A 16,131-nucleotide genomic window follows, 5' to 3' on the forward strand; every position below is an offset into this window, starting at 1 on the left:
CTAGGTGAAGGTGTACGCCTCCACCTCGGCGAGATACCGCGCCCGCAGCTCCTCGTCGTCGTCCAGGAAGGAGGCGAGGAAGGAGTTGCGGGCGAGCTCGCGCAGCCGGTCCTCGGTCAGGCCGAGGGTCTCGCGCACGGCGTCGAAGTTGTCGCCGGCGTAGCCGCCGAAGTAGGCCGGGTCGTCCGAGTTCACCGTGCACATCAGGCCGGCGTCCAGCATCGCGGGCAGCGGGTGGTCGGCGAGCGTGTCGACCGTGCGCAGCCGGACGTTCGACAGGGGGCACAGGGTCAGCGGCACCCGGTCGCGCACCAGCCGCTCCACCAGCGCCGGGTCCTCCACGCAGCGCAGCCCGTGGTCGACCCGCTCCACGCCGAGGATGTCCAGCGCCTCGATGATGTACTCCGGCGGCCCCTCCTCACCGGCGTGCGCGACCCTCCGCAGCCCGAGCGCGGCGGCGGCCTCGTAGACCTCGCGGAACTTCACCGGCGGGTGCCCGACCTCGGCCGAGTCGAGGCCGACGCCGGTGATCCGGTCCAGGTACGGCTTGGCGGCGTCCAGCGTGGCCAGGGCCGACTCGGCGGACTCGTCGCGCAGGAAGCACAGGATCAGCCGGGTCGAGACGCCGTGGTTCGCCTCACTGTTCCCCAGCGCGCGCCACAGCCCCTCGACGACCGTGCCGAGCTCCAGACCGCGGCTGGTGTGGGCCTGCGGGTCGAAGAAGATCTCCGCGTGCCGCACGCCCTGGGCGGCGGCACGTTCGAGGTAGGCGTTCGCGAGGTCCTCGAAGTCCCGCTCGGTGCGCAGGACGGCCATCAGCTCGTAGTACAGGTTCAGGAAGGACTGGAGGTCCTCGAACCGGTACGCCTCGCGCAGCTCGTCCGTGGACGCGTACGGCAGCGTGACGCCGCCCCGCGCGGCGAGCTCGAAGGCGAGTTCCGGTTCCAGGGTGCCTTCGATGTGAAGGTGCAGTTCGGCTTTGGGGAGGGACATCAATTCATCGTACGGCTGTTTCACCGACGCTTCGGTACCGGCACCCTCAGCAGATCATGCGCCACGGTGAGCTCACCCTCGTACCCGGCGGCCCGGGCCTGCCGCTCGAAATCGTCCGGGTCGGTGTAGCGCTGGCTGAAGTGGGTCAGCACGAGGTGCCGCACACCGCCGTCCCGGGCCACCCGGGCGGCCTGACCGGCAGTCAGATGCCCGTGCTCGACGGCGAGTTCCTCGTCCTCGTCGAGGAACGTCGACTCGATGACGAGCATGTCGCAGCCCTCGGCGAGCGCGTGCACGCCGTCGCACAACCGGGTGTCCATGACGAACGCGAACCGCTGCCCGCGCCGCGCCTCGCTGACGTCGTCGAGCGAGACCCCGCCGAGGGAGCCCTCGCGCTGGATCCGGCCGACGTCCGGGCCCTTGATGCCGTGCGCGGCGAGCCGCTCGGGCAGCATGCGGCGGCCGTCGGGCTCGATGATCCGGTAGCCGTACGACTCCACCGGGTGCGACAGCTTGCGGGCCTCCAGCGTGTAGCCCTCCGTATGGGCGAGGGGCCCGTCGGCAGCGACCGGGGCCTCGGTGATACCGACGGTCTCGCGGTAGGCGGTGGCGTACCGGAGCCGGTCGAAGAAGCGCTGCCCGGAGCGGGGGTAGTGGGCGGTGATCTCGTGCGGGACCTTGTCGAGGTTGATGCGCTGGATCACGCCGGCGAGGCCGAGGGAGTGGTCGCCGTGGAAGTGCGTGACGCAGATCCGGTCGAGGTCGTGCGCGGCCACCCCGGCGCGCAGCATCTGGCGCTGCGTGCCCTCGCCGGGGTCGAACAGGATGCCCTCGCCGTCCCAGCGGAGCAGGTAGCCGTTGTGGTTGCGGTGCCGGGTCGGGACCTGGCTGGCGGTGCCGAGCACCACGAGTTCACGTACGGACAACGCGGATCATCCCGGGGGCCATTCGAGGCCGCGGCCGCCGAGGATGTGGGCGTGCACGTGCCAGACCGTCTGGCCGGCGCCGCTGCCGGTGTTGAACACGAGGCGGTAGCTCTCCAGCTTTTCCTGGTCGGCGACGGCCTGGGCCTCGCGGAGCACGTCCGCGGTGAGGGCCGGGTCGGCGGTGGCGAGGGCGGCGGCGTTCTCGTGGTGCGCCTTGGGGATGATCAGGACGTGGGTGGGGGCCTGGGGGTTGATGTCGCGGAACGCGACGGTGGTGTCTGTTTCGCGGACGATGGTCGCCGGGATGGTGCCGGCGACGATCTTGCAGAACAGGCAGTCTTCCTGGGGCTCCCCTGCCATGGTCCCTCCGGGGGTTGGCCGATCTTGTGTCCGACTCGGGCATCGTATCGTCGTCGGGTGCGGGTGCGTTGTGGCTGGTCGCGCAGTTCCCCGCGCCCCTAAAGGGTTGGCATGGCCGGGGGCGTTTTCGCCGGTGCTGTCTCCAGGCTCTCCAGTGCCAGTCGGATGGCCTCGTCCAGTTGGGTGTCTCTGTCTGCCGCGTAGTCCTGGGGGCGTTGGACGATCTCCACGTCGGGGTCCACGCCGTGGTTCTCCACTCCCCATTCGTAGCCCTCCAGCCAGAAGGCGTACTTGGGCTGGGTGACGAGGGTGCCGTCGACGAGTCGGTAGCGGCTGTCGATGCCGATGACGCCGCCCCAGGTGCGGGTGCCGACGACCGGGCCGAGGCCCAGGGCCTTGATCGCGGCGTTGACGATGTCGCCGTCGGAGCCGGAGAACTCGTTGGCGACGGCGACGACGGGGCCGCGGGGGGCGTCCTCGGGGTAGCTGTAGGCGCGCATCCCGCGGGGCACGGCCCAGCCGACGACACGGCGGGCGAGTTTCTCGACGACCAGCTGGGAGGTGTGGCCGCCGCGGTTCTCGCGGACGTCGACGACCAGGCCCTCGCGGGCCACCTCCACGCGCAGGTCACGGTGGATCTGGGCCCAGCCGGGCGCCTGCATGTCGGGAACGTGCAGGTAGCCGAGGCGGCCGCCGGACTTCTCGTGGACGTAGGCGCGCCGGTCGGTGACCCAGGCGTGGTAGCGCAGCGGTTCCTCGTCCGCGACCGGGACGACGACGGCGTGCCGCGGGTCGCCGCCGCCGGACGGGGAGATCGTCAGCTCGACGGGCTTGCCCGCCGTGCCGATCAGCAGCGGGCCGGGGCCGGTCACCGGGTCGACCGGCTGTCCGGCGATCGCCAGGATCGCGTCCCCGGGGCGCACCGCGACGCCGGGCGCGGCCAGCGGACTGCGGGCGTCCGGGTCGGAGGTCTCGGAGGGCAGGATGCGGTCGACGCGCCAACTGCCGTCCTCGTGGCGGGAGATGTCGGCGCCGAGCAGGCCCTGGCGGGGTCCGCCGCCGAAGCCGCCGCGCGGGGTGACGTAGGCGTGCGAGGTGCCGAGTTCGCCCTGTACCTCCCACAGCAGGTCGACGAGGTCGTCGTGGGTGGCGCAGCGGTCCACGACCGGGCGGTAGCGGTCGAGGACGCCGGCCCAGTCGACGCCGCTCATGTCGGGCCGCCAGAAGTGGTCGCGCATGATGCGGCCGTTCTCGTCGAACATCTGCCGCCACTCGGCGGCCGGGTCGATGAACTGGCGTACGCGGCTGAGGTCGACGGTGATGTTGCTGTCGCTGTCGTCGTCGTTCGAGGCGCGCCGGTCGCTGGGCACGACCTTCAGCCGTCCGTCGGTCCACAGCAGGACCCGCTTGCCGTCGCCGCTCACCTCGAAGTGGTCGGCGTCCACGGCGAGATGCTCCACGCGCTGCTGGGCGAGGTCGTACCGCTCCAGCTCGGACTTGGGGTCGGGGTCGTCCGGGGTGGCCCGGGACGCGCCGAGCACACCGGCGACCGGGTGGCGCAGCCACAGGACGCCGTCCTTGGCGGCGCGCAGGTTGGAGTAGCGGGCGGCCTCCACCGGGAACGGCACGATGCGGTCGGCGAGCCCCTCCAGGTCGATGCGGGTGGTGGGGGTGCCCTCGCTGTCCGGGGTCTCCTCCCGGTCGGGTGTCTCGAAGGACCGGCCGTGCCGCTGCGGCCCGAACGGGGAGGGGGTGGTGGCCGCGAGGGTGATGAGGTGCGGCCGGGCGCCCTCCACGAAGGCCAGGTCGAAGACGTGCTCGTCGTAGACCGGGTCGAAGGAGCGGGTCGACAGGAACGCGAGGTGCTTGCCGTCCACCGTGAACGCCGGCGCGTAGTCCTGGAAGCGCAGCGGGGTCGCCTCGGTGACCGACAGGTCGGTGGTGTTGGCGAGCTTCAGCTGGCACAGGGGCCGCGGGCCGGGGTGGGACCAGGCGAGCCAGGACGAGTCGGGCGAGAAGACCAGCCCGGACACGTCTCCGTCCTCGCTGCGGTCCAGCTCCCGCACCTCGCCCGTCTCCCGCTCGACGAGCAGCAGACGGCCGTCGTGGGAGGCCACGGCGGCGCGGCTGCCGTCGGGCGCCATGGCGAGGTCCAGCACCCGGCCGAGCTGCCCGGCGGCGAGCCGGCGCGGTGTCGCCCCCGGGGCGAGGCCGGTGGCGGGCGCGAACTCCAGGGCGTCGTCGCCCTCGGCGTCCGTCACCCACACCACCCACTCCTCGCCGTCGGCGCGGAACGTCCGCGGCAGCCGGGCCCGCACCCCGGGGGTCGCGGCGAGCGCGCGGGCCGGTCCGGAGCGGTGGGTGACCCAGTGGACGGAGCCGCGTACGGAGACGGCGCTGCCGCGCGCGGTGTGGTCGGGGGAAGCCGCCCCGAACCACCGGGAGGCGTTCACCGGGAACGGCTGAAGGTCGACGCGCTGCCCACCGAGCCGTACGTCGAGCCGGCGCGGCTCGGCACCGTCCAGGTCGTCGAGCATCCACAGCTCACCGGCGCTGGCGTAGACGACCCGGGTGCCGTCGCCGGCGGCGTGCCGGGCGTAGAAACCGTCGAGCGGCGTGTGCCTGCGCAGGTCGGACCCGTCGGCGAGGGAGGAGTACAGCGCGCCGGTCCCCTCGTGGTCGGAGAGGAACGCGATCCTCTCTCCCACCCACAGCGGGTACTCGATGTTCCCGTCGAGCTCCTCGTGGAGCCGTACGAACTCCCCGTCGCCGTCGCGGTCGATCCACAGCTTGCCGGCCGTGCCGCCGCGGTACCGCTTCCACCAGGCGGCCTCGCGGCCCATCGGCGCGGACAGGAGCACCGGGTGCGGCCCGAAGGCGACGTCCCCCACCGGCCCGTACGGCAGGGTGGTGGCCGGGCCGCCGTCGAGCGGGACGGCACGCGCCCAGGTGCGGCGCAGGCTCGCCTGGCCCTGGGTGCTGATCACCAGGACCTCGCCGTCCGGGGTCCAGCCGCACACCCGGGTCTTCACACCGCCCCAGTACGTCAGCCGCCTGGCGGGGCCGCCGTCGACCGGGGCGATGTGCACCTCGGGGGCGCCGTCGCGGGTGGAGGTCCAGGCGACGGTGGTGCCGTCGGGCGAGATGCGGGGCTGGGTCACCGGCACGTTGTCGGCGCTGACCCGCCAGGCCCGGCCGCCGTCGAGTGGCGCGAGCCACACGTCGTCCTCGGCGGTGAAGGCGACCAGGTCGCCGTGCACATGGGGGAACCGGAGGTATGCGGGCGATGTCACCTGATCACCCTATGCAAGGACGGCGTCGTGGGGACAGGGTTCGGATCACTTGCCCTCGACGGGGCGGCAGTCCGGGTACCGGTCGCACCAGATGGTCTGGGTGACGGTCACCGTGACGGTGGGGCCGGGCTGCCCGTTCGAGGGTCCTCCGCCCACGGGCGGGGGGCTGGTGCTGTCGCAGTCGCCGAGCCCGTCGACCTCGAACCACACCTTGCCGTCCACCTTGGCGGTGATGTTCCCGCGCACACAGGCACCGTCCACGGCGTGGGTCACCTCGCCGTCGACGGTGATGTCCTTGCCGTCCTCCGTCTCGCCCTCGCAGTCGACGGTGGCGACGGTCCGCCGGCTCGCGGAGGGCGTCGACTTCGCGCTCGTGCCGCCCTCGCCGTAGGAGGCGGTGCAGGTGAGCCAACGCACGCCCGCCTTCTGGCGGTTGAGTTCCTTGGTGACGGTCTCGTCGGTGGTGTAGGCGACGGAGGCGGAGCTGATGGCGCCGGGTTCGCAGGCGACCGCGCCGCCCACGGCGACGACCGCGAACGTCGCCGCCAGAGCCATCCGCCGACCGCGCGTGCCCCTCCGGACCCTCCTCGAAGCCCCCATGGAGGGCAGCCTGCCACCGACGAGGGCGGTGCGGTAGGGCGCAAAGGCGTCAGGTGCGCAGCAGCAGCCACTCCTGGAGCTCCACCAAGTTGCCCTCGGGGTCCTTGAGATGGGCCACGCGCATGCGGTCCGTCATCGGGGCGGGGCCGTGGAGGATCCTGGCGCCGCGTCGGGTGATCTCCTCGCAGTAGGCGTTCAGGGCGTCCACGCGCAGGACCACCAGGGAGCGGTGGCCGGCCGCCTCGTCGCCCAGCTCGCCGAGCACGCCGGCCATCATGGACCGGTCCTGCAACGCGATCCCGGCGGAGCCCACCGTGGGGCTGAACTTCTCGTAGGGGCCGTCCACGGCGCCCGACTGCGGCTTGAGGCCGAGCACCTCGTCGTAGAAGCGGTAGCAGGCGGCGAAGTCGTTCACGAGCAGTCGTACCTGGGCGAGTTCCACGGTGCCTCCGAGGTGGTCAGGACCAGCGGCCGGTCCGAGCCAGGAGCACGGCCGCGGCCGCGGTCCCGGCGGTCGATGTGCGCAGCACACTGCGCCCGAGGCGGTACGGCTTCGCCCCGGCCCCCTCGAACAGTGCCAACTCCTCCGGCGCCACGCCCCCTTCGGGCCCCACGACCAGCACGATCTCGCCGGACGACGGCAGTTCGGCGGTCGCCAGCGGCTCGTCCCCGCTCTCGTGGAGCACGGCGGCGAAGTCGGCTCCGGCCAGCAGCGCGGCGACCTGCTTGGTCGTCGCCGCCTCCGTGACCTCGGGGAAGCGCACCCTGCGGGACTGCTTCCCGGCCTCCCGCGCCGTCGCCCGCCACTTGCCCAGTGCCTTCAGGCCGCGGTCGCCCTTCCACTGCGTGATGCAGCGCGCCGCCGCCCACGGCACGATCGTGTCGACGCCGACCTCGGTCATGGTCTCCACGGCCAGTTCCCCGCGGTCGCCCTTGGGCAGGGCCTGGACGACGGTGACCCGGGGCTCCTCCGGCGGCTCCTCGGTCACCGAGTCCAGCTGGACGATCAGCCGGTCCTTGCCCTCGGTGTCGAGCACCACGCAGTCCGCCCAGCGCCCGGCCCCGTCCGTGAGGACGACGTCCTCGCCGGGGCGCAGCCGCTTCACGGAGACGGCGTGCCGCCCTTCCGGCCCTTCGAGGACGTAGCGGCCGCCGCCGCCCGCGTCGAAGTGCTCGACCACGAAGACCGGAGCTGTCATCGAACGCCCCCGCCCGCCAACGCCGACCTGGCCGCCGCGAGTTCACCGGCCAGCACCTCCACCAGCTGCCCCGCGGGCAGCTCCCGCGCCATCCGGTGTCCCTGCCCGGCCCACAGCGCCATGCCCTGCGCGTCGCCCGCCTTGGCGGCGGCCTTGCGCAGCGGCGAGGTGAGGTGGTGGATCTCGGGGTAGGCGGCGGGCGCGTACGGTCCGTGCTCGCGCAGGAAACGGTTGACGAGGCCGCGCGCCGGGCGGCCCGAGAAGGCCCGGGTCAACTCCGTACGGACGAACAGGGGGTTGGTCAGCGCCTGCTTGTGCAGGGCGTTCGCGCCCGACTCGGACGTCGCGAGGAACGCGGTGCCGAGCTGCGCCGCGCTCGCGCCCGCCGCGAGCACCGCGGCGATCTGGCCGCCGCGCATGATGCCGCCGGCGGCGACGATCGGGATGCTCACGGCCTCCCGGACCTGGGCGACCAGGGACAGCAGTCCGATACCGGAGCCGTCCGTCTCGGGGACGTCCCGGTGCGTGCCCTGATGGCCGCCGGCCTCGACGCCCTGCGCGATGACCGCGTCCGCGCCCGAGCGCTCGACGGCCCGGGCCTCGTCGGGGGTGGTGGCGGCGGCCAGGACGAAGGTGCCGACCCGGTGCAGGGCGTCGACGACCTCCCGGCTCGGGGCGCCGAAGTGGAACGACACCACGGGCACGGGGTTGTCGCGCAGCACCGCGAGCTTGGTCTCGTAACCGTCGTCACGGCCGCTCTCGGGATCGCCGAGCTCCGCCTCGTACCAGGAGGCCTCGCCGGCCAGCTGGTGGGCGTAGACGTCGACGGCGGCGGGGTCGGCGTACTCCGGCTGCGGCATGAAGAGGTTCACGCCGAACGGCCTGTTCGTGAGGGACCGGAGCTGCTTGATCTCCTCGTACATCCCGTCGGCGGTCTTGTACCCGGCGGCGAGGAACCCGAGCCCGCCCGCCTCGCACACGGCGGCGGCGAGCCGCGGCAGGGAGACTCCGCCCGCCATGGGGGCCTGCACGATCGGGTGCGGGAAGAGATCGGTCAGCGCGGAGGACATGACCGCATGTTGTCACGTCCTCCGAACAACTCCGAAACCGGCCTGCCGTGTGGCATAGACCAGAGGGAAGGCCACTCGCCGATCCCCTGGGCGAGCCTCGTCAGCGCCCGTTGAACGCGTCCTTCAACCGCGAGAACAGCCCCTGCTGCCCGGGCTGGAACTGCCCCGTGGGCCGTTCCTCGCCGCGGAGCTTGGAGAGCTCGCGGAGCAGGCGTTCCTGTTCGGGGTCGAGCTTGGTCGGGGTCTGGACCTCGACGTGGACGATGAGGTCGCCGCGTCCGCCGCCCCGCAGGTGGGTGACGCCCCGGCCGTGCAGCGGGATCGACTGGCCGGACTGGGTGCCCGGGCGGATGTCGACCTCCTCCATGCCGTCGAGCGTCTCCAGCGGCACCTTCGTGCCGAGGGCCGCCGCCGTCATGGGGATCGTCACCGTGCAGTGCAGGTCGTCGCCGCGCCGCTGGAAGGTGGAGTGCGGGAGTTCGTGGATCTCCACGTACAGGTCGCCCGCCGGACCACCGCCCGGCCCGACCTCGCCCTCACCGGCGAGCTGGATCCGCGTGCCGTTGTCGACACCGGCCGGGATCTTGACGGTGAGCGTACGACGGGAGCGGACCCGGCCGTCGCCGGCGCACTCCGGGCACGGGGTCGGGACCACCGTGCCGAAGCCCTGGCACTGCGGGCAGGGCCGCGAGGTCATGACCTGGCCGAGGAAGGACCGGGTGACCTGGGACACCTCACCGCGGCCGCGGCACATGTCACACGTCTGAGCGGAGGTGCCCGGCGCCGCGCCCTCACCGCTACAGGTGTTGCAGACGACCGCCGTGTCGACCTGGATGTCCTTCGTCGTGCCGAAGGCCGCCTCGTCGAGCTCCACCTCGATACGGATCATCGCGTCCTGGCCCCGGCGGGTGCGCGAGCGCGGACCGCGCTGCGACGCCGTGCCGAAGAACGCGTCCATGATGTCCGAGAAGTTCCCGAAGCCACCGGCTCCGAAGCCGCCCGCGCCGCCGCCTCCGGCCTGCGAGAGCGGGTCGCCGCCGAGGTCGTAGACCTGCTTCTTCTGCGGGTCCGACAGCACCTCGTAAGCGGCGTTGATCTCCTTGAACCGCTCCTGGGTCTTCGGATCGGGGTTGACGTCCGGATGCAGCTCGCGTGCGAGCCGCCGGAAGGCCTTCTTGATCTCTTCCTGCGACGCGTCGCGGCGCACGCCGAGTACGGCGTAGTAGTCCGTGGCCACTACGACTCCGCCAGGATCTGTCCGACGTACCGTGCCACTGCGCGTACCGCTCCCATCGTTCCCGGGTAGTCCATGCGGGTCGGTCCGACCACGCCGAGCTTGGCGACAGCCTCGCCGCCCGAACCGTAGCCGACCGACACGACGGACGTGGAGTTGAGTCCTTCGTGGGCGTTCTCATGACCGATACGTACGGTCACGCCCGGATCCTTCGCCTCGCCGAGCAGCTTGAGGAGCACGACCTGCTCCTCCAGCGCCTCCAGCACCGGCCGGATCGTGAGGGGAAAATCATGCCCGAAGCGAGTGAGATTGGCGGTGCCGCCGATCATCAGCCGCTCCTCGTTCTCCTCGACGAGCGTCTCCAGAAGCGTGGAGAGCACCATCGAGACCGTACCCCGGTCCTCGTGCTCGAACGCCTCGGGGAGATCCTCCACCAAACTCGGCACATCCGCGAAACGGCGGTTCGCCACGCGGCTGTTGAGCCGCGCCCGGAGGTCCGCGAGCGAGGCCTCGCCGAACGGGGCCGCGCAGTCGACGACGCGCTGCTCGACCCGCCCGGTGTCCGTGATCAGCACGAGCATCAGCCGCGCGGGCGCGAGGGAGAGCAACTCCACGTGCCGCACGGTCGACCGGGTCAGCGACGGGTACTGCACGACGGCGACCTGCCGTGTGAGCTGGGCGAGCAGCCGTACCGTACGCGCCACGACGTCGTCGAGGTCGACGGCGCCCTCGAGGAAGTTCTGGATCGCGCGCCGCTCGGGCGCGGTCATCGGCTTGACCCCGGCCAGCTTGTCCACGAACAGCCGGTAGCCCTTGTCGGTGGGGATGCGCCCGGCGCTGGTGTGCGGCTGGGCGATGTACCCCTCGTCCTCCAGGGCCGCCATGTCGTTGCGGACGGTGGCCGGGGAGACGCCGAGGCTGTGCCGCTCGGTGAGGGCCTTGGAGCCCACCGGCTCCTCGGTGCCGACGTAGTCCTGGACGATGGCGCGCAGCACCTGAAGCCTGCGTTCACTGAGCATCGCGCACACCTCCAGAAGTCGTCCGCCCGTTGTCCTGCCTGTCGAGCCTGGCACTCTGCGCGTGCGAGTGCCAGCTTTCCCCGGCCCAGTGTACGGCGGTGGGGTACACCCCCGGCAAGGCTGGTCGCGCGCTGTCGTGCCCGCAGCGGGTGCCACCGCTAGCGTCGCCGTATGACGGTGACTTGGGAAGAGCTTGGCTGGGAGCGCGTGGCCGCCGGTGTGGGGCGGTGCCGGCTCCCGGTGTGGGACTGCACGATCGGGCTGGTCGCCGGTGAGGGGGCGGTCCTCATGATCGACGCGGGGTCGAGCCTCGCCGAGGGCGCGAAACTGGGCGCGCAGGCGCGGGCGCTCACCGGCCAGCGTGTGACGCATCTCGCGCTGACCCACCCGCACTTCGACCATGTCTTCGGCGCCGCGGCGCTGCCGGACACCGAGGTGTTCGGCGCGGTGGGCGTGGACGCGCTGCTGGCACGGGCGCGGGACCGCGAGGAACTGCGCGCGGACGGGGTGCGCCAGGGCCTGGCGGCGCCCACGGCCCAGGAGGCGGCGGAGCGGCTGGTCCCGCCCGGCCACCTGGTCTCCGGCGAGTGGACGCTCGACCTGGGCGGCGGCCGGCAGGTGCTGCTGGCGAACGTCGGCCCGGGGCACACCGCGCACGATCTGGCGGTGCTGGTGCCGGGCGATCCGGAGGTGGTGTTCTGCGGCGACCTGGTCGAGGAGTCGGGCGAGCCTCAGGCGGGTCCGGACGCGGTGCCGTCGCAGTGGCCTGCCGCCCTCGACCGGCTGCTCGCCCTCGGCGGCGAGGACGCGCTGTACGTGCCCGGTCACGGAGCGGTGGTGGACGCGGCGTTCGTGCGGGAGCAACGGGACGCGCTGGCGGCGCGTTTCGGCGTGTCGCGGTGATCGCGGTACGCCTTCTCCTATCGTCATCCGAATGCGCCAGTACTCCGCCGATCTGACCCCGCCGTGGAAGAAGCCGACGCCGGTGCCCGAGGTTCCGGCGGAGCCGGGCCTGGTGGTCGAGGAGCCGGGGACCGGGTTCTGCGGGGCGGTGATCCGCTGCGAGGCCGGCACGGTGACGCTGGAGGACCGCTTCGGCAAGCACCGGGTGTTCCCGATGGAGCCGCGCGGGTTCCTGCTGGAGGGCAAGGTGGTGACGCTGGTGCGGCCGTCGTCGGGCGGTCCCGCGCGTCCGACGCGCACGGCCTCCGGATCGGTCGCCGTCCCCGGCGCCCGCGCACGCGTGGCCCGCGCCGGCCGCATCTACGTCGAGGGCCGGCACGACGCCGAGCTGGTCGAGAAGGTGTGGGGCGACGACCTGCGCGTCGAGGGCGTGGTGGTGGAGTATCTGGAGGGCGTCGACGACCTGCCCTCGATCGTCGAGTCCTTCGCCCCCGGCCCGGACGCCCGCCTCGGCGTGCTGGTCGACCACCTGGTCCCGGGCAGCAAGGAGTGGCGCATCGCCGAGTCGGTGACGAGCGAGCACGCGCTGGTCGTCGGCCACCCGTACATCGACATCTGGGAGGCGGTGAAGCCGTCGTCCCTCGGCATCGACGCCTGGCCCCGCGTCCCCCGCGGCCAGGACTGGAAGACGGGCGTGTGCCGGGCCCTGGGCTGGCCGGAGAACACGGGCGCGGCCTGGCAGCGCATCCTGTCGGCAGTGCACTCGTACAAGGACCTGGAACCGCAGCTCCTGGGCAGAGTAGAAGAACTGATCGACTTCGTAACGACTTAGCTGCGGGCAGTCGTGCCGCTGGGGCGATGGGGGTCCCCCCTGCTCGAGCGAAGCCGAGAGCTTGGGGGAGGGTGGGCGCAGCGGCACCCCGCAACGCGGCCTAGCTGCGGGCAGTCGTGCCGCTAGGGGCGGCACGGGTGGGCGCAGCGGTACCCCGCTACGCCGGGCTGCGCAACCCCCCGCCCCCAGCCCCGACCCCGAGCACCTCAGTCCACCAGGTCTCGCACAACCCCGTCCGCCAGCAACCGCCCCCGCAACGTCAGCACAGCCCGCCCCTCCTCGTACGGCCCGGCCTGAAGAAGCCCCTCCGACAACGCCCTGCGCGAGGCAGCCACCCCCTCCTCCCGCAGCAGCGACAGCGGCACCCCCTCCCGAAGCCGAAGCTCCAGCAGAATCCGCTCCACCCGCCGATCCTCCTCCGCCAGCACCTCACGCCCGGCCCCCGGCGACCGCCCCGCCGCCAGCGCCCCCGCATAAGCCCCCGGGTGCTTGACGTTCCACCACCGCACGCCCCCCACATGGCTGTGCGCCCCCGGCCCGGCCCCCCACCAGTCGGCCCCCCGCCAGTACAGCTCGTTGTGCAGACAGCGCCCCGCCTCCGAGGTCGCCCAGTTCGACACCTCGTACCACTCGAAGCCCGCCGCCGAGAGCGTCTCCTCGGCGATCAGATACCGGTCGGCATGCACATCGTCGTCCGTCATCGGCACCTCGCCCCGGCGGATCCGGCGGGCCAGCTGCGTACCCTCCTCCACGATCAGGGCGTACGCGCTGACGTGATCGGGCCCGGCCCCGATCGCCGCCTCCAGCGAGGCCCGCCAGTCGTCGTCGCTCTCCCCCGGCGTGCCGTAGATCAGATCCAGGTTCACGTGCTCGAAGCCCGCCGCCCGCGCCTCCGCCACGCAGCGCTCGGGCCGCCCCGGCGTGTGCGTACGGTCCAGCACCTTCAGCACGTGCTGCCTGGCACTCTGCATCCCGAACGAGATCCGGTTGAACCCGCCCTCCCGCAGCGCGGCCAGATACGCCGGATCCACCGATTCCGGGTTCGCCTCGGTCGTGATCTCGGCATCCGGCGCCAGCCCGAACTCGTCGCGGATCGCGCCCAGCATCCGTACGAGATCACCGGCGTCCAGCAGCGTCGGCGTCCCCCCGCCGACGAACACGGTGCGGACGGGCCGCGGGTCGTCACCCAGCACCTTCCGGGCCAGGCGGACCTCCTCGACCAGCGTCTCGGCGTAGTTGTCGCGGGAGGCGAGCACACCGCCGGTGCCGCGCAGCTCGGTCGCCGTGTAGGTGTTGAAATCGCAGTAGCCGCAGCGGGTCGCGCAGTACGGAACGTGCAGGTAGAACCCGAGCGGGCGGTCGGCGGCCCCGGCGAGTGCGGACGCGGGCAGTGCGCCGTCGTCGGGGACGGGCTCGCCGTCGGGGAGTGCGGAAGGCATGCCTTCCATTGTCCAGCACCCGCGCGGTCGCTCCCCCTCCGCACTCGGCCCGCTCAGTCCGCTCAGTCCGCCTGGAGCACCAGCAGCGCCAGATCGTCCGCCGGGGGCCGCGCCCCGAACTCGTGCACCAGCCGTTTGATGCGCTCGGCTATCAGCTCGGCGTCCAGCCCGGCGCACCCGGCCAGTGCCGCCGCGAGCCCGTCCTCGTCGTCGAACTGGCGGGAGCCGGAGCGGCGCTCGGTGACACCGTCGGTGACGCACAGGAGCGTGTCGCCGGAGAGCAGCTCGAAGGTGTCGCTGGTGTACGTGGCGTCCTCGACGACGCCCAGGAGGGTCTGCGGCTGCGCGGCGGTGTGGACCTCACCGCCCGCGCCGAGCAGCAGGGGCAGCGGGTGCCCGGCGGAGGCGACGGTGCAGCGGACACCGCCGTCGAAGGGGACCAGCTCGCCGTAGAGCAGGGACAGGAAGCGCGTCTGGGGGCCGTCGCCGGGCGGGGTCGGCCGGGCGCCGGCCGCCACCAGCGCCCGGGCCGCGGCGTCCGCGGCCTCCGTGGCGTCGTCGAGCAGGAGCTGGTTGAGGCGGTCCAGGACGTCGGCGACCCGGTAGCCCTCCCGGGCCAGCAGCCGCAGCCAGGGCCGGGCCAGGCCGATCACGACGGCCGCCTCGGGGCCCTTGCCCTGGACGTCGCCGACGGCGAAGCACCAACGGCCGTCGCCGGCCGGGAACAGGTCGTAGAAGTCGCCGCTGGGCCCGCCCTTGTCGCACGGCTCGTAGACGAGGGCGCTGCGCACCCCGGGGATCTCGGCCACGGCGCCGGGCAGCAGTCCGCGTTGCAGGACGGCGCTGATGGTGGCCTGGCGGGCGTACTGCCGGGCGGCGCCGATGGCGAGCGCGACGCGGCGGGTGAGGTCCTCCAGGAGGCCGGTGATCTCGTCGGGGAAGGCGAGCGTCCCGGACCTCCCGATCACCAGGGTGCCCAGCGGGCGTCCCCCGGCGATCAGCCGGTACGCCAGGGCCGAGCCCGGTTCGCCGGGCGCTTCACCGAGCGCCTCGCCGGGCCAGGGGTAGTCCAGGGGCCCGGACCGCAAGGGGTCGGACGGGGGCGGTGGCTCCTTCTCCAGGGCCTGGCGCAGCTCCTCGATGCGGTTCTCGCTGGCGTGCCAGACCCGGGCCAGCCGGGGTCCGCCCGCCGCTGCCCCGCCGTTCCAGCCGCCGCCGGTGGCCTCGTCCTCCAGCCACACCGCGCACCAGTCGGCCAGCCGGGGCACGATCAGCTGCCCGGCGAGGGCGGCGACCAGGTCCTCGTCGAGCTGTCCGGCGAGCAGGTCGGAGGCCTCGGCGAGGAAGGACAGGGCACCGTGCCCCAGCCAGGCACCGTCCTGACCGTCCCGGCGGCCGTACCGCTCCTGCCAGTCCTGGTCGTACCAGTCGCGTACGTCCTGCGCGTCGCGTAGGTCCCGTGCGTCGCGCAGGTCCCGTGCGTCGCGCAGGTCCCGTGCGTCGCGTAGGTCCTGCCGGTCGTGGACGCCCTCCGCCGGCCCCTCGCCCTCGCCCTCGCCCGGGAGCGGCTCCGGCGCCAGGATCTCCGCCACCCGCAGCCCGCGCGCCAGCGCCTGATCCCCGGCGTACGCCTCGATCTGCTCGTCCGCCTCGCACCCCGCGGCGGGCAGTCGCGCCCACACGGTCTTCCGGCCCGTGCGGTAGGTGATGCCCCAGGCCTCGGAGAGCGCGCCGACGAGCCGCAGGCCGCGCCCGTACTCGGGTGTCTCGTGCGGGGATTCCGGCTCGCCGCCGCGCGGGGCGCGGGAGGGGTGGTGGTCGGAGACCTCCACGACGAGGGCGGCCGTGTCCTTGTCGTCGCCTTCCAGCCGGCACTCGAACTCGACGTCGGTCCCCGCGTGCACGACGGCGTTGGTGACGAGTTCGCTGACGATGAGCAGGGCGTCGTCGGCGAGGCGTTCGGTGAGGTGCTCGGCGCCGGGCAGGCCGAGTCCGGTCCACTCGGCGAGCGCGTCGCGGACCAGGGCGCGGGCGGCGCCCGGCGCGAGGGAGCTGCCGGACAGGGCCGCGTACGCCCGCGCGCGCTCCGGCACGGGCGGTGCGGGATCCTCGGAGACGGATCCGTCTTTCTGGATGGGCACAGGCATTTCCGAAGCGGGTGCAGGCGCCTCTGATGCACGGGAGGCGGTCTCCCGTTGCGTCGGAATGGCCCCCATGGACAGCTCCCCGGGCAGTTCGTACGAATACGCCACAGTCGATGCCG

Annotated in this window: 14 protein-coding genes; 2 read left to right on the forward strand and 12 right to left on the reverse strand. The window is 73.0% G+C overall.

Going from position 1 to position 16,131, the window contains the following annotated elements; translation table 11 throughout:
- From ABEA82_RS02305 to hrcA, 10 genes are all read right to left on the reverse strand, one after another.
- Positions 1-993, reverse strand: coding sequence for an adenosine deaminase (locus tag ABEA82_RS02305; RefSeq protein WP_345659630.1), 993 nt, complete (start codon positions 991-993; stop codon positions 1-3).
- Between the two features lie 20 nt (positions 994-1,013).
- Positions 1,014-1,919: a ribonuclease Z gene (locus tag ABEA82_RS02310; protein WP_345659631.1), complete on the reverse strand. Its 906-nt coding sequence runs from the start codon at positions 1,917-1,919 to the stop codon at positions 1,014-1,016.
- A gap of 6 nt (positions 1,920-1,925) precedes the next feature.
- Complete coding sequence (locus tag ABEA82_RS02315) at positions 1,926-2,279, reverse strand: histidine triad nucleotide-binding protein (protein ID WP_345659632.1); 354 nt, start codon at positions 2,277-2,279, stop codon at positions 1,926-1,928.
- Positions 2,280-2,377: 98 nt separating this feature from the next.
- The gene (locus tag ABEA82_RS02320) at positions 2,378-5,572 is read right to left on the reverse strand and encodes a S41 family peptidase (protein WP_486389413.1); all 3,195 of its coding nucleotides are present in this window, start codon (positions 5,570-5,572) and stop codon (positions 2,378-2,380) included.
- 45 nt (positions 5,573-5,617) lie between these two features.
- The gene (locus ABEA82_RS02325; protein ID WP_345659633.1) at positions 5,618-6,127 is read right to left on the reverse strand and encodes a hypothetical protein; all 510 of its coding nucleotides are present in this window, start codon (positions 6,125-6,127) and stop codon (positions 5,618-5,620) included.
- Positions 6,128-6,221: 94 nt separating this feature from the next.
- Entirely contained in the window at positions 6,222-6,614 is a 393-nt protein-coding gene (locus ABEA82_RS02330) for a VOC family protein (RefSeq protein WP_345659634.1), read from the reverse strand.
- 16 nt (positions 6,615-6,630) lie between these two features.
- Positions 6,631-7,371 (reverse strand): 16S rRNA (uracil(1498)-N(3))-methyltransferase, encoded by a 741-nt coding sequence (locus ABEA82_RS02335; protein WP_345659635.1) that lies wholly within the window; start codon positions 7,369-7,371, stop codon positions 6,631-6,633.
- Positions 7,368-8,441: a nitronate monooxygenase gene (locus ABEA82_RS02340; RefSeq protein ID WP_345659636.1), complete on the reverse strand. Its 1,074-nt coding sequence runs from the start codon at positions 8,439-8,441 to the stop codon at positions 7,368-7,370. Before ABEA82_RS02340 ends, ABEA82_RS02335 begins: the two co-directional genes overlap by 4 nt.
- Before the next feature lie 100 nt (positions 8,442-8,541).
- Positions 8,542-9,678 carry a molecular chaperone DnaJ gene (dnaJ, locus tag ABEA82_RS02345; protein ID WP_033306348.1) on the reverse strand — a complete coding sequence of 379 codons (1,137 nt, stop codon included), beginning with the start codon at positions 9,676-9,678 and terminating at the stop codon, positions 8,542-8,544.
- On the reverse strand, positions 9,678-10,694 hold the full coding sequence (gene hrcA, locus ABEA82_RS02350) for a heat-inducible transcriptional repressor HrcA (protein WP_345659637.1): 1,017 nt from the start codon (positions 10,692-10,694) through the stop codon (positions 9,678-9,680). Before hrcA ends, dnaJ begins: the two co-directional genes overlap by 1 nt.
- A 171-nt stretch (positions 10,695-10,865) precedes the next feature.
- On the opposite strand from hrcA, the gene ABEA82_RS02355 reads away from it, so the two are divergent.
- Positions 10,866-11,597 carry an MBL fold metallo-hydrolase gene (locus tag ABEA82_RS02355; RefSeq protein WP_345659638.1) on the forward strand — a complete coding sequence of 244 codons (732 nt, stop codon included), beginning with the start codon at positions 10,866-10,868 and terminating at the stop codon, positions 11,595-11,597.
- Positions 11,598-11,628: 31 nt separating this feature from the next.
- Complete coding sequence (locus ABEA82_RS02360; protein WP_345659639.1) at positions 11,629-12,429, forward strand: DUF3097 domain-containing protein; 801 nt, start codon at positions 11,629-11,631, stop codon at positions 12,427-12,429.
- A 206-nt stretch (positions 12,430-12,635) separates the two neighbouring features.
- Here ABEA82_RS02360 and hemW read toward each other — a convergent pair whose 3' ends face one another.
- Positions 12,636-13,868, reverse strand: coding sequence for a radical SAM family heme chaperone HemW (hemW, locus tag ABEA82_RS02365; protein ID WP_345659640.1), 1,233 nt, complete (start codon positions 13,866-13,868; stop codon positions 12,636-12,638).
- A 62-nt stretch (positions 13,869-13,930) separates the two neighbouring features.
- Positions 13,931-16,015 (reverse strand): SpoIIE family protein phosphatase, encoded by a 2,085-nt coding sequence (locus ABEA82_RS02370; protein WP_425588467.1) that lies wholly within the window; start codon positions 16,013-16,015, stop codon positions 13,931-13,933.
- Between the last annotated feature and the right edge of the window lie 116 nt (positions 16,016-16,131).

Source organism: Streptomyces venetus, from assembly GCF_039540295.1.
Lineage (GTDB): Bacteria > Actinomycetota > Actinomycetes > Streptomycetales > Streptomycetaceae > Streptomyces > Streptomyces venetus.

Excerpts from the sequence above, each read along its gene's own strand:
- ABEA82_RS02305 (WP_345659630.1), bottom strand. The coding sequence starts at position 993 with ATGTCCCTCCCCAAAGCCGAACTGCACCTTCACATCGAAGGCACCCTG.
- ABEA82_RS02315 (WP_345659632.1), bottom strand. The coding sequence starts at position 2,279 with ATGGCAGGGGAGCCCCAGGAAGACTGCCTGTTCTGCAAGATCGTCGCC.
- ABEA82_RS02325 (WP_345659633.1), bottom strand. The coding sequence starts at position 6,127 with ATGGCTCTGGCGGCGACGTTCGCGGTCGTCGCCGTGGGCGGCGCGGTC.
- ABEA82_RS02335 (WP_345659635.1), bottom strand. The coding sequence starts at position 7,371 with ATGACAGCTCCGGTCTTCGTGGTCGAGCACTTCGACGCGGGCGGCGGC.
- ABEA82_RS02340 (WP_345659636.1), bottom strand. The coding sequence starts at position 8,441 with ATGTCCTCCGCGCTGACCGATCTCTTCCCGCACCCGATCGTGCAGGCC.
- hrcA (WP_345659637.1), bottom strand. The coding sequence starts at position 10,694 with ATGCTCAGTGAACGCAGGCTTCAGGTGCTGCGCGCCATCGTCCAGGAC.
- ABEA82_RS02355 (WP_345659638.1), top strand. The coding sequence starts at position 10,866 with ATGACGGTGACTTGGGAAGAGCTTGGCTGGGAGCGCGTGGCCGCCGGT.
- ABEA82_RS02360 (WP_345659639.1), top strand. The coding sequence starts at position 11,629 with ATGCGCCAGTACTCCGCCGATCTGACCCCGCCGTGGAAGAAGCCGACG.
- hemW (WP_345659640.1), bottom strand. The coding sequence starts at position 13,868 with ATGCCTTCCGCACTCCCCGACGGCGAGCCCGTCCCCGACGACGGCGCA.
- ABEA82_RS02370 (WP_425588467.1), bottom strand. The coding sequence starts at position 16,015 with ATGCCTGTGCCCATCCAGAAAGACGGATCCGTCTCCGAGGATCCCGCA.